The organism is Tritonibacter mobilis, from assembly GCF_001681715.1.
In the GTDB taxonomy this organism is placed as follows: domain Bacteria; phylum Pseudomonadota; class Alphaproteobacteria; order Rhodobacterales; family Rhodobacteraceae; genus Epibacterium; species Epibacterium mobile.
In genome coordinates, this window is record NZ_LNWY01000005.1 from 188,363 (window position 1) to 200,820 (window position 12,458).

The 12,458-nt window shown below is 54.1% G+C and carries 15 protein-coding genes and 2 tRNA genes; 8 read left to right on the top strand and 9 right to left on the bottom strand.

What is annotated here, in order from left to right:
- Nucleotides 1-7 precede the first annotated feature (7 nt).
- Entirely contained in the window at nt 8-1,273 is a 1,266-nt protein-coding gene (gene mtaB, locus UB90_RS04935; RefSeq protein ID WP_065327107.1) for a tRNA (N(6)-L-threonylcarbamoyladenosine(37)-C(2))-methylthiotransferase MtaB, read from the bottom strand.
- A complete protein-coding gene (dapF, locus tag UB90_RS04940) occupies nt 1,270-2,097 on the bottom strand; it encodes a diaminopimelate epimerase (RefSeq protein ID WP_406707420.1) in 828 nt (275 codons plus the stop codon). Before dapF ends, mtaB begins: the two co-directional genes overlap by 4 nt.
- Before the next feature lie 248 nt (nt 2,098-2,345).
- Between dapF and UB90_RS04945 the strand changes: the two genes are divergently transcribed.
- The 4 genes from UB90_RS04945 (at nt 2,346) to UB90_RS04960 (ending at nt 5,338) form a co-directional block, all read left to right on the top strand.
- A tRNA-Lys gene (locus UB90_RS04945) sits at nt 2,346-2,421 on the top strand.
- 485 nt (nt 2,422-2,906) lie between these two features.
- Entirely contained in the window at nt 2,907-3,950 is a 1,044-nt protein-coding gene (locus tag UB90_RS04950; RefSeq protein ID WP_065324908.1) for a Hint domain-containing protein, read from the top strand.
- 197 nt (nt 3,951-4,147) lie between these two features.
- Nucleotides 4,148-4,223, top strand: a tRNA-Thr gene (locus UB90_RS04955).
- A gap of 149 nt (nt 4,224-4,372) precedes the next feature.
- Nucleotides 4,373-5,338, top strand: coding sequence for a tyrosine-type recombinase/integrase (locus UB90_RS04960; RefSeq protein ID WP_065331881.1), 966 nt, complete (start codon nt 4,373-4,375; stop codon nt 5,336-5,338).
- 172 nt (nt 5,339-5,510) lie between these two features.
- Here UB90_RS04960 and UB90_RS04965 read toward each other — a convergent pair whose 3' ends face one another.
- On the bottom strand, nt 5,511-5,741 hold the full coding sequence (locus UB90_RS04965; protein ID WP_131818790.1) for a hypothetical protein: 231 nt from the start codon (nt 5,739-5,741) through the stop codon (nt 5,511-5,513).
- Here UB90_RS04965 and UB90_RS04970 point away from each other — a divergent pair.
- Nucleotides 5,722-6,606 (top strand): DNA adenine methylase, encoded by an 885-nt coding sequence (locus tag UB90_RS04970; protein ID WP_268873553.1) that lies wholly within the window; start codon nt 5,722-5,724, stop codon nt 6,604-6,606. The two genes, UB90_RS04965 and UB90_RS04970, sit on opposite strands and share 20 nt — an antisense overlap.
- On the opposite strand, the gene UB90_RS04975 is transcribed toward UB90_RS04970, so the two are convergent.
- The 5 genes from UB90_RS04975 to UB90_RS04995 all read right to left on the bottom strand — a co-directional run bounded on the left by UB90_RS04975 (nt 6,603) and on the right by UB90_RS04995 (nt 10,248).
- Nucleotides 6,603-7,628 carry a hypothetical protein gene (locus UB90_RS04975; RefSeq protein ID WP_065331883.1) on the bottom strand — a complete coding sequence of 342 codons (1,026 nt, stop codon included), beginning with the start codon at nt 7,626-7,628 and terminating at the stop codon, nt 6,603-6,605. The genes UB90_RS04970 and UB90_RS04975 overlap by 4 nt on opposite strands.
- A 1-nt stretch (nt 7,629) precedes the next feature.
- A complete protein-coding gene (locus UB90_RS04980) occupies nt 7,630-8,772 on the bottom strand; it encodes a ParB N-terminal domain-containing protein (RefSeq protein ID WP_065331884.1) in 1,143 nt (380 codons plus the stop codon).
- A 373-nt stretch (nt 8,773-9,145) separates the two neighbouring features.
- Entirely contained in the window at nt 9,146-9,382 is a 237-nt protein-coding gene (locus UB90_RS04985; protein WP_065331885.1) for a helix-turn-helix domain-containing protein, read from the bottom strand.
- A 60-nt stretch (nt 9,383-9,442) separates the two neighbouring features.
- Entirely contained in the window at nt 9,443-9,949 is a 507-nt protein-coding gene (locus tag UB90_RS04990; RefSeq protein ID WP_065331886.1) for a hypothetical protein, read from the bottom strand.
- Between the two features lie 17 nt (nt 9,950-9,966).
- Nucleotides 9,967-10,248 carry a hypothetical protein gene (locus UB90_RS04995; protein WP_065331887.1) on the bottom strand — a complete coding sequence of 94 codons (282 nt, stop codon included), beginning with the start codon at nt 10,246-10,248 and terminating at the stop codon, nt 9,967-9,969.
- A gap of 192 nt (nt 10,249-10,440) precedes the next feature.
- Between UB90_RS04995 and UB90_RS05000 the strand changes: the two genes are divergently transcribed.
- Nucleotides 10,441-10,884, top strand: coding sequence for a hypothetical protein (locus UB90_RS05000; protein ID WP_065331888.1), 444 nt, complete (start codon nt 10,441-10,443; stop codon nt 10,882-10,884).
- A 39-nt stretch (nt 10,885-10,923) separates the two neighbouring features.
- Here the strand turns inward: UB90_RS05000 and UB90_RS05005 are convergent, their stop codons facing one another.
- Entirely contained in the window at nt 10,924-11,607 is a 684-nt protein-coding gene (locus tag UB90_RS05005) for an XRE family transcriptional regulator (protein ID WP_065331889.1), read from the bottom strand.
- 258 nt (nt 11,608-11,865) lie between these two features.
- Here UB90_RS05005 and UB90_RS05015 point away from each other — a divergent pair, with 258 nt between their 5' ends.
- Together UB90_RS05015 and UB90_RS05020 are read left to right on the top strand one after the other, a co-directional pair.
- On the top strand, nt 11,866-12,189 hold the full coding sequence (locus UB90_RS05015) for a hypothetical protein (RefSeq protein ID WP_065331891.1): 324 nt from the start codon (nt 11,866-11,868) through the stop codon (nt 12,187-12,189).
- A complete protein-coding gene (locus tag UB90_RS05020) occupies nt 12,189-12,452 on the top strand; it encodes a hypothetical protein (protein WP_235859282.1) in 264 nt (87 codons plus the stop codon). Before UB90_RS05015 ends, UB90_RS05020 begins: the two co-directional genes overlap by 1 nt.
- Nucleotides 12,453-12,458 lie beyond the last annotated feature (6 nt).

Below are 12,458 nucleotides of genomic sequence, written 5' to 3' on the forward strand. Positions count from 1 at the left end.
TATGAGGTCAAGCGGTAAGTTGTGTGCCCTGTATGCCGGTAATACGGGTCTGTATCAGCGCACCTTCGATTTGTGGGGTGGCAAAACTCACCTCGGTGAATTGCTCAGTACGTCCCATGTTTGGATTTTCCATCAAGACGTTATGCTGGCGCCCCAACTGCTGGGAGAGGTGCTTTGCCACCTGCGCATCCCCTTTGGCACGCAGACGGGCTGCGCGATCTTTGATAACGTTGCCGTTGACCTGCGACGGGATTTTGGCGGCAGGCGTGCCCTCACGTTTGGAGTAAGGGAACACATGCAGCCATGTGAGGTCGCACTCGGTCACGAGTTTGAGCGAATTCTCAAAATGCGCCTCAGTCTCGGTCGGGAAGCCCGCGATGATGTCGGCGCCAAAGGTCATCTCGGGGCGCAGTTTGCGTGCGTCTTCGGCGAAGCGAATCGCATCATCACGCAGGTGCCGACGCTTCATCCGCTTTAGAATAAGATCGTCACCATGCTGTAGGCTGAGGTGCAGATGCGGCATGAGGCGCGGCTCGGTGGCAATCGCTTGCATCAAATTTTCATCCACCTCAATTGAATCGATGGAAGAGATACGCAGGCGTGGCAGATCCGGCACCAGCTTCAGGATTCGCATCACCAGATCACCGAGTTTGGGCGTTGCGGGCAGGTCTGCCCCCCAACTGGTCAGGTCGACCCCGGTCAGCACAACCTCGTTGTAGCCCCTATCCACCAGTCGTTTGATCTGATCGACCACCACGCCCGCTGGAACCGAACGCGAATTACCGCGGCCGTAGGGAATGATACAGAAAGTACACCGGTGATCGCAGCCGTTTTGCACCTGCACATAGGCCCGCGAACGCGTACCAAACCCATCGATCAGGTGGCTTGCGGTTTCTGTCACCGACATGATGTCATCCACCAGAACTTTTTCTGTGGTGCCGATAAAATCAGGACCTTTCGCCATGCGTTGCCAGGTTTCAGGCTGCATCTTCTCAGTATTGCCGATCACCTGCGTGACCTCGCTCATCGCGGCGAATGTCTCGGGTTCAGTCTGCGCGGCGCAGCCCGTGACAATGATCGGCGCATCGGGATTATCCCGGCGCAATTTGCGAATTTCCTGACGGGCTTTGCGCACAGCTTCTGCCGTGACAGCGCATGTATTCACAACCACGGCGTTCTCAAGACCCGCCTGACGGCTCAGCTCCTTCATGGCTTCGGTCTCATAGGCATTGAGCCGACAGCCAAGGGTCGTGAATTTCGGCGCACCGCTCACTGGGTAAGGCTTTCAACAAACTGACGGGTGAAGCTGCCATCCGCCACATGCATGGTAGGCCCCGTCATCCAGACACCATTCTCGCGCCAGTCGATCCACAGCGTCCCGCCATCCAGATCAATCTGCACATTGCGCCCTGTAAGCCCCTTCCGCGCCGCAGCAACCGCTGTCGCGCATGACGAAGATCCCGACGCAAGCGTCACCCCCACACCGCGTTCCCAGACACGCATACGCAGATGATCCGGCCCCACCACATGAGCAACCTGCACATTGGTGCGCTCAGGATAAAGAGGGTGGTGTTCGTAGCGTGGACCAAACTCCTCCAGCGGAATAAGCTCGGCGTCTTCAACGAAAAACGTGCAATGCGGGTTGCCCATACCAGTTGCCGTAGGCGCGCCCTCAATCGGGAGCTCCAACGTGTCCATCTCTTCGGACAGAGGGATCTCATCCCACAACAGCTGCGGCGCCCCCATATTCACCGATGTCAGGCCGTTTCCTGCATCCTTTGCGGCCAGCTCACCTCGGTCGGTAGTCAGGTTGAGCGCATCTTTGCCGCTTTGATCCATCAAATACCGCGCGATACAGCGAGTCGCATTGCCGCAGGCCGCAGACGTGGAACCATCTGCGTTATAGAAAACCAGATGCGCGTCGGCCGACGCACCCTCTTTGGCAGCAAAGATCACCGCAAGCTGATCGAATCCCATGCCAAGCTGACGATGCGCGATTCCCTTGGCCATAGCCGGAGTGATCTGGATATCCTGCGTACGGGCATCAATAACGACAAAGTCGTTTCCAAGCCCATGCATCTTCATGAACGTCAACATATGATCGGATCCTAGGGAGGTCATGAGCCGCATATAGACTTCATGTGAAAATGAATCCAGAGATAGCGTAGAAAACTTTGAAAAGGGGGTTGACCCTTTGCGGGCTTGACCGTAGAAGCCCCCCCTATCGGAACGACACAGCCAGCAAGGTTGCAGAGTTTTAGCCCAAAATAAGCACTTGATCCTTCTGGATTAATCAGCTTTAAGGGCGATCCGCAGAGGCGATAAAAAGCTTCTGAACAGAGAGTGGGCCGTTAGCTCAGTTGGTAGAGCAACTGACTTTTAATCAGTGGGTCGCAGGTTCGAATCCTGCACGGCTCACCACTCTTTTCAATGGATTTAGTCAAGTCGCGGTTGAATATCGCACTCCGGAGATCGGTTTGCACAACAAACGCGATGCTTTGGGGCAATTCGCGTCGCTCCACTTTGCGATCACTCCATTACAGTTTTCGAGTTCTAAATCTGCGGGTAATATAGGCGTTCTGACTAAACGACCCACGACAGGCCTGAGACTCGGTCTTCTCTCAACATCTGCGATGAAAACACAGAGTACGCATCAGCAATCTATGCCGCCTGAGCTGCTGCCTTGATCGCCACACCAGTTGGTGAGCCGCTGAAATTAACAGGACGAGTTTCCTGTATCAGCGATGGTGAAAATCACGTCACTCTGATGCATCAATTTCGCAACACTTCAGAAAGCGGACGTAGAGACGGCCTGTTCGCCAGTTACTTTACGTAAATCTTGGCTAAATCATATTAACTAAAATTTAATATGTCCCACAACGCGTCTGAGCCACGCGGAGGTGCCAATGCCATTTTTCTATGTGTATAGTCCTGACGATTTCGTAGGCGGCCTGCCTTCTGAGAGCACCAATGCGACCTCAGGGTGGAACTCTCTGACGCTGAAACCAGGGGCAACACCAACTCTCATTGAGATGGTCGATGACGATGGCAACTTCGATGAAGTCGATGCGAGTCAGGTATTGGCTGGTGATATCAACCTTGATGGTACCACCTACGCCGCCGGGTCGCCCGTACATTCGGCCTATGACCTGATCAACAGCAGTACCGGCCTTAAGGTGACGTCACTCCATTTCACAGGTGATGGAAATAACGGCGGCCCTGTCCATGGCTTGATCGCTACAGAAGAGCTACTGCCGGGCACAACGTATACGTTTGATATCAACCGAACATCTCACCTAAAAAGCAACCCTAGCAGCGAGTATGTCGCGTGCTTCACTCCGGGCACGCGCATTGAAACGCAAAATGGCGCGGTGCCCATTGAGGCCTTGCAGCCGGGTGACATGATTGCCACCAGAGATCGCGGATATCAGCCCTTGCGGCTCCTGCTGCGCACATATGTTTCCAGAGAACGGCTTGTAACTCACCCCAACCTGAGACCAATACATATAACTGCGGGCGCTCTTGGCTTGGGCCTACCAACACGCGACCTGCTCGTCTCACCTCAGCATCGTTTCTTGACCATCTCCCCCATTGCCAAGCGCATGTTCAGCAGAGAGGACATTCTTGTGTCGGCCAAACGGCTGACGGCGCTTCCTGGAATTTTTGTGCAAGACAGTGATGACCCGGTTACATATTTACATTTTGTGATGGATCAACACGAAGTGATCTTTGCAGACGGAACCCCAACAGAGAGCTTCTATTGCGGGCCAATGGCCGTACATCTGTTGGATGAAGCCGCCCGCGTCGAGATCGACGCGTTGTTTCCCGGCTTGACTACATCTTCTGAGATTCCAAAACCTGCTCGAACAATTCCCTGCGGCAACCAGCAGAAAAAACTGATCGAGCGACACAGAAAAAACCACAAAGCCCTCCTCAACTACGCATTCTGATCGAGAGCAACAGACTATGGCTTGCCCCTTCCTTCAGATCCACAGGTGAACAGAGTTGGCGATTCAACTGCGGACCGCCAACCTTGCCCTTGGCGCACGAGCACATCTCCCTTTTGTGCATTCAGCCTCGATGGTGGCTCAAGCATCGATTTCATCTTGATTGATCTGCGGGCAGCGGGTAGATCAGCTTTCGCTTCGCCTCAATAGCTCAGCTGGTAGAGCAGGTCCTTCGTAAGGACAAGGTCGGGGGTTCGAGTCCCTCTTGAGGCACCACCCACTCTTTTGATGGTGGTCAATATCACCCAAATACCCGCAAAATATGGATTATATGCTAGGCGATGCGGCTGCCGCTTGCCTATGAAGCGTAAAAGTGCGCATGTTGTTACGCATATTTTCCGCATTTAGAGCGTGGTGCGTAATTCATGGCGACCTTTCGTAAGACCAAGACAGGATGGCGAGCTGAAGTAGCGCGAGCAGGTGTTCGTGCCAGCAAGGTCTTTCCATCGAAGAGAGAAGCTCAAGACTGGGCCAGCCGCAAGGAATATGAGATCCTGAACGGGTCGAAGATCTCTGCCAAGATGAAGCTGCGCGATCTCTTTGAACGGTACGCCCGTGAGGTGAGCTCGAAGAAGCGCGGCTATAAATGGGAAGCGCTTCGCTTGAATCGCTGGGGCCAATCTGATCTTGGCGAAAAAAGCCTCTCCGAACTCTCGCCTGCAGATTTCGCCGCGTGGCGTGACGGCCGGTTGCTAAAGGTAGCTCCCTCAACAGTGCGGAGAGAAATGACCCTCATGGGGTCGGTGTTCTCCGTGGCTCGGCGGGAATGGGGATTAATAGGAGATTCGCCCCTGACCGATGTGCGCAAGCCACAAGAAGCAGCTGCGCGGGACCGTCTACCTACGAGCGCGGAGTTGGAGCGGCTTGAGCTTTCCGCAGGCAATGATCTTAAGAATGCGACGACGCGCGCGTTTCACGCATTCTTATTCGCCGGAGAAACGGCAATGCGTGCCGGAGAAATCGTCGGCATGAAGTGGGAGCACATCGACCTTGAGCGTCGGGTTGTGGATCTCCCCATGACCAAGAACGGAACCTCTCGGCAGGTTCCGCTTTCACGCCGCGCCGTGGAAATGCTGGAGATGCTGCCAGAATCCGATCCCGTGTTTGCGCTCGACTCACGGCAGTTAGACGTTTTGTGGCGCAAGGTGAGGGATAGAGCCGCGGTTGAGGGGCTCACGTTCCATGATTCACGGCATTGGGCCATCACGCAACTCGCAAAGAAACTCGATGTGATGGACCTCGCGCGGATGGTGGGCCACCGAAACGTGAACCAGCTTCTTACTTACTACAACGAGAGAGCCGAAGACCTGGCGAAGCGTCTTGATTGCTAATCAACGACTGTTTCATCGGTCAAAGAATGTGAGAAGTTGAAGGTTGTAGTCACAATCAATCGACATTTGTGCACACGCCGACTCGTAATCCTGATTTCTACGAGTACTGTAAGAACACCGGTGCTGTACTTTTTCAATGGTTGGGTAAGCGCAGATAGCGCTCTTTGCAAACTCAGGGGGGATCGGACACGATTTCTGGCCCAGCTGGCCCATTGCGGTCATTGATGTGATCAGACGCAAGATCGGCTTTGGTATTTTCTAACATGCAGTGGGATTTTAAAAAATCTTCGAACAGCACCCAAAGCGAGTTCTCGAGGCCACGCGTCCACTTTTCTTGCACGCGGGTGCTTTCGTTCGGGCGAAACATTCTGTAGGCAATCAGCGTGTCAAAGCTTCCGATCACAGAGGTTCCAAAGGACCCTAACCGCTCGTCCCAAAACGCGGTTTCCCCTTTCCGTTACCCAGGCGGTAAGGGCTTCATGTCTGCCTTTTTAAAGCAACGAATGTGTTTGCTTGGGGCATCGAAAAATCGAGCCCTGGCAGAACCGTTTTGTGGTGGTGCAGGGGCGGCGTTGATACTACTAGCTGATGGTCACGCGGATCAGATCATGCTGAACGACGCTGATTTGCGCATCTTCTCGGCATGGCATGCGATCCTAGAAGAGCCTGAGCGCTTCGTAGCAAAGCTGCGAGAAGTGCGCCTGGACATCCAAGAGTGGTATCACCATCGCGATCTGGTTTCCGGGTGCTCTGACGATGAGTACAACTTCGACGTCGGCTTCTCTACGTTTTACATGAACCGCACAACTAGGTCTGGGATCATTTTGAACGCTGGACCTATCGGTGGGTACGATCAGCGCGGAAAATGGAAGCTGGACGCTCGGTTCAATGTCGAGCGCTTAGCCCGCCAAGTGGCATGGCTTGCCGCCAACCGATCCCGGATTGAGCTATCGAACATGGACGCATTATCTTTCATCGACCGTGTGCGGCGCGGGCCGACATCGGATAGCACGTTGTTCTTCATCGACCCCCCTTATGTCAAAGCGGGCGGTCGCCTATATTTCGATGGCATGAGCGAAGCGAAGCATGTCGCTTTGTCCGATATTCTGACGAGCGGAACCGTCAAGCATTGGGTTCTCACATATGACGATGCACCTCTGATCAGGCAGTTGTACAAGTCGCAGAAATGCTCAACTATATCAGTCAATTATAGCCTTCAATCGAAGCGCCGTGAGAACGAAATACTTGTGGAACCGAGTTACCGTTAACCAAGAGCCGTGGCACGGAAATCGTTTAGCCAAGCCAGAACTTGTGGCATGTTTTCAGCTTCATCAAATTCGACGCCATTCCTAGAAAGACCTTGCCCCAAAACTGCGTGTTTCGGCAACCGCGTTCTATCGAGCAGAACTCCGTGTATTTTGTTTTCTCTCATCCACAAAGCATTATCGACAACACGGAAAGGCAAAAGCGTCGCATAGTCGACATTCCCTCGATGGCTGTACTCTAAATAGTTTTCTTCGAATATTTCAGCCAATATGCGGACTGTTTTTCCTCGCCAATCATGACCACTTGCCACTTGCGCAAAAAAGAAATGCAGTGGAGGTGGTCGTCCTCCAACGTGCCAAGCAGCTACATCGACCCCTCCATCCTTCTCATGCGGCGGTGTGTATTCTCCAGGCTCGTCTTTCACTTTAATCCCTGCTCCACGCGCCTCAGCTCTCCGCAGAGTTTCTATGATATCGGCCTTATCGGCGCGCGGCCACCCAATGCTGGCGGCGCTTCCACGGGCCAATCCGGCCATCGCAAAGGTTGACAGAACTTGAAAAACCCTATTCCGAAGTCGATGGATCAACCCGTCAGCAACCTCAAAATCGAACAGACTATTTTTGGTCAAATGCGTTGATATTAGACAGGTCAGGTAGGGGGTGAACCTTTCATCCTGCCAGTCCTCCACCAGCACTAACTCCTCTGCATCCTCTCCCAGCACAAAGGGGTATGCATTTTCGCAGTCTTTGAGACGAAAATCGACCTCGTTTTCGATGCGTTCTCGAACCCTTTCCTTTTCTGCATCAGCACGGGCAATGTTCCCGGCATCGTCATCTCCGAGTGCATCGGTGTCTTCATCAGGATCGCCGTCTTCAACTGTCTCAAATTGCTCTTCGATGGCTGCATCAAGCTCATCTAATCTTGCGGTTCGGAACTCGTTGAAGAAAGCAACCAGCTCCAGCCAGTCCACCAAGACATGGTCCTCGGCGTTCAGGCCGGGTGTCACTACAGGTTCGGTCGCCATGTTAGTCTTCAATAATCTTTTCGAAATCAGCCATTTGGCTATCAACAGTGGCTTTGATAACCTGAATGCGCTTCGATGCCGACGCGATGATCTCTTGAAGCTCAGATTGGGACTCGGGGTCGAATCCATCTAGGGTTTCCAGCGCCAATCGAAGCTGACCATTTGCTTCAACAATGTGCTTCGAGAACCGTAGATCTTTTGGTGTCGCGGTAATCAAAGCATCGTCAAGGTGACTTGTTTGCTCAAGAACCTTGGTTCCGGACTTTGACTTGAGAACTTCCCGAACTCTACCCAGATCAGGGTTCTGGCTGCGCACCACGGGCTGGATTTCACGCTCTTTCGAGCCATAGAGCCAGGTCAGGACGTATTTCAGTTTTTCGTAATGCTCAGGGCCAACAGGGTCCCTTGAAGGGTCTTGATCTCTCTGCGGCCGGGGCATCCCGAGGTAGTCTGTGAACTCGCTATAGGACAAGCCCGTGTACAAGTGTGAAAAACTGAACGCTCGCTTGTACCTGTCTTCCATGTGGAAGATCTCGAGCCTCTCAGCCTGCGTCAAAACATAATAGGCCGTGACCATTCTATGAATGGTAGCGTGCTTGTCTCCCATGCGGTTTGCAATTTCAAACAGCGTCAACGGCTTTTGTTCATTGGTTTGGGAATCCAGCCACCGCGCAGCGAAAGTCGCTTTCGCAAATGCGTCCCATGCCTGGGGACCGTTGATGTGTTTGAACCCAATTAGTTCTCGTGCATCTTCTTCTTTCTCGACGCGGTAGACGAGAATGTTGTCCAAGGTGACCCGAATCTCATGATCGAAATCCGGGGTGCTTAATTTTGCGTGCTTTGCCAGTTCTCCATCGCGAAGCGCTTTGAGCGCGGCTAGCCTTCTATTTCCTTCGAGGACAACCAGTTTACCGTCCCGGACGACAACCACCAGCGGTTCGATATTGATGTAACCGCTGGTACCGATTGATTGTACCAATTCGGATAAATCAGCCGTACGGGCCAACTCAGCCACAATCGCGGCATCAGTATCCACGTCGGGGCGTTTGTCTGGTGTGAAGCGAGGGTTATTCGTGTCAAAATTCAGGAGTTCGACATCAACCAGTTCTGTTTGCTTTACACCTACGATTTGATCCCAATCCATAAATCTTCCATCCGTAAGCCAGTTTGTTCCACCGAGCCTTGGTGTAGGCACCAGCTGTAGTGAGCTTGAGCCCGTCCGTCTAGCCGCACTTGTCGACGGCTTCGAGCATGGGCTACGCGAGATGCAGGGTGCATTCAATAGAATGCTACCCTCTACCAACGTAATATCGTAAGCGGCTTAACGAAATGGCCTGGTCCAAACCAGTGCAGTGCGGACATTTTTTGGTCGCAGCAAAAGCCGTTCCCGCCCCCGTTCCGGCGGTTAACCGCTCAGGCTTGGAAGGAAGTAACATGGTGCGAGTTCATCAAGGGAGCGCCACAACAACGTACCTTGCATGCCGACGACACCTGCTACTTTCGCTGGATGATTGCGTCTAGCTGAGCTTTACCCGGCGGGTCTTACCGCTTCCGCTGGCTTTCAGCTCACCGCTATTGATCTTCCGCCGAATGGTAGACGGATCGCATTTCAGGATGCGCGCAGCCTCGGGAATGGAAAGCCAATCCTCCCGTCGCGACAGCTCTGCCGATGCAAGAAGCGTTTCAATCTTGGTGAGGCGATCAATGAGGTCACTTAGCGCGCCAGCATCAACCGCGATGAGTTGTTGGGTCATATGCTATCCTTCATTGCTGCGAGAGCAATCACGTCTTTGGGTGTGTATCTTGAGTGGTGGTCAGCGCTTTGCTGGCGCAGGCAATTGCCCATTGTAGGGGCAATCCGGGCGGCCATCGCTGGCGCGGCGCTGTACGCGCGCAGAGGCGGTGTTGATCCAGTCGCTCAGCGCGCTTTGGCGGGATGTGCCAGTGCATTGAATGCCCATCAGATCGACCAGCCAGAGCGCCTCGTCATAGAGCCAAGCGTCTGACATGGGCGCGATGATAGATCCGCTGAGCTCCGCGAATTGCTCGGACCTCTGGTGCATCGGGGTCGCTCTGAGCGCCTCTGTCGCCGCATAGAGCGCGAGGGTGTTGATCTCGGCAGATGATGCGCGGGCGGTGGGCAACTTGGAGGATTGAGCCGCCCGCGCCTGATCCGCACCGCGAGAGCAGTGCGAAACCTCCGTGTTGGCTACGCCGCGCAATCCTCCAACGCGGCGCAGGTGTTCAGTGACCTCAGACGGGCGGAGCCCGTGGAGGTCGTCCACCATGGGTGCGGAACCTTGAGAGATAGGGTTTGTCATTGCGGGTGCGCCTCGCCTTACGCCGCATGGGGGCCGTGCGGCGTGATCTGGCGATCCGCCATGACGCGGCGCACCTTGTGGCCGACACGTTTCAGGACCTGCTCGGTCGGTTCTGGCGTTGGGGCTGGTCGCTCGATCAGATGCGCAGCGCGCAGGCGCGCCGGGTCAAAGCCCTGACCGCGCGCGGCCTTCAGTGTTGCCCATGCAGTTGTGAAGAGGTGCGGGCTGTCGAGGTGTTCCTCGGGTGAGCCTGCGATCTGCTGCGCATCCCGCAGCACGGTTTCCAGTCTGTCTTGCATTCAATCCTCCATCGGTTGATGGAAGATTGGTAGTTGGGAAGTATACCCAAGTCAATGGATGTTGGGTAAGTATACCCATATTTTCTGTTTTATGGCGCTTGTGAGATTTTTCCTTAGCTCTAGTAAAGCCACTTCAGGTGTAAGTGCATTTGCGATAGATGGGTTAGGAGTAGTCGTTGTAAGCATTTTAGAATGAAGAAGAACTTCAAGATTTTTCGGAGCGCAATTTTTCTAGGTTGGCTTTGTCTGGCGCTCGCCGCAACAAGCATCGCCGCAGGTGTTTGGGCTTTTCAGATGACCACGACAGTGGCGGCAATTGGCGCAAGGACTGCATCGATGGCGACGGCTCACAGGAGGGAACTAGCCGAAGCGGTTGCTAAAGTTAAAGCAAAGGCTAGGCTGAGGCGTGTTGTAGTCGCCATACCTGTCGCGGGAGCAGCGGCAATGGCGTATTTTGAAGAACAGGACTACCAAGATTGGTTGGCGGACAATCCACAAGGTTCACGTCGAATGTATGCGTGCACAGTTGCAGTGCTATCAGGGGAAGTCGTCGACGAAGTTCTGCAAGATTTGCCGGACGCTCTTCGACCCGATCCCGAGACCATTCTTGGGGCTATGCCGGATTGTGGTGCATAATCACAAACTACGCTTGTGATGCGCACAATATCCTGAAAATTAACTTTTTTTTGCCAATTCTCGCGGCCAATGAAGCTTTACTCTAGCTGCCCATTTGAGACGAATGTTCCAGATGTTATTCGCGCCTGGGTTCAAGCTGATCAGATGAAACATGCCTGGCTCATCTCCTGCCTTCACCTGCTTTACCCATCCCATACCTTCGATATCCTCGCATACACATCTGTGACCGATCACATCGCTTGGGACACTGTCATGGCCGTTTCGTGAGTAAAATAACAGGTCGCCTGCTGAATAGACTGGCTCCATACTGTCACCTTCAACTTCAACGGCCACAATTCCATGGGGTGAGAGGCCCGCAGGGCACTCGACTTGAGGGCCAGCACCTTTCTCGTAGGCATCAAACACTGGGACTTGTGCCCCTGCACCAACTTTACCTGCTATAGCGATTGTTGCTTTTCCTTCGGGCGCCCCGTCAGCCCAACTCATCACCTCTTCGACTGACATCTCGAGAGCTTGTGCAAGTCGAACGGCAGACGACAGCTTCGGGGATGCCGCTTTTCCACGTTTCAGATCTCTTACAAATGACTGATGCAAGCCTGCTGCTTCTGAAAGCGGGGCATCTTTCAAGCCGCGTACCTCCATGATTTGTCGGAGGCCTTCCAGAAATTTTTCGCTCTCGTTTAGCATTGGGGAATTATACCCACAGTATTCGCGTAACGACATTGGGAAGTTTACCCTTGTAATTTCGGGTATACTTACCCAATAAAGCGATATGGAACATTTTCTCGCAGAACTCTCCGCCTACGCTGATGCTGTTGGTCGCACCCCGCAACACGTGTTGCGGCAAGCGATTGGCGCGAGCTGGGGGCAGTGGGCGTCTTGGAACGATGGTAAGTCGAGCCCGACGCTGCACACAGTGGACAAGATCCGAAAGCATATGTTGGAGAACCCTCCTCCCGAGAGTGAGGGAGATATCGCTGCATGAGCCGCCCGCGTCTAACCCTGATCGTGAACAATGACGTGCCATGCGATGAGCGTGGCACGTCAGCTGACCAAGCGTCTTGGTCAAATCAGTTGGATCCTTATGCGCTGAAGATCAGCGCGCCTGACCTTTGGTCGGCCTATTTCCACGCGCGGTTTCACAGCCCGCGCGAGGTGGCGCTGTTCTGCGATGTCTCGTTTCAGACAGCGCTCAACTGGTGGGGCGCGGTGACAGCGCCCGCCAGCCATACCGCCTTACTGATGATCTTGACCGATCCCGGCGCGGCGGCGTTCTTTCAGGATCAATTGGCGAGGGCCGCATGATGGCGCAGAATTCCTCACCCCGGATCGAGCGGATTGCCTATCAGATCTGGTGGCTGATCCAGGACAGTGCCGGCGAATGCACCCTGCAAGATATGGCGCAATTTACCGGCGCTTCGATGCGCACCTGCACCCAGATTTGCCGCTATCGCGGCTGGGCCGGGGCCTATCGCAAGATGGTGCAGGCTCCCGCGGCAGATAGCGGTCCGCGGATGATCGAGGCGCTGGATAGCGAGCTGTCAGCCCTGTTCGGGGAGGCGGCCTGATGTTGT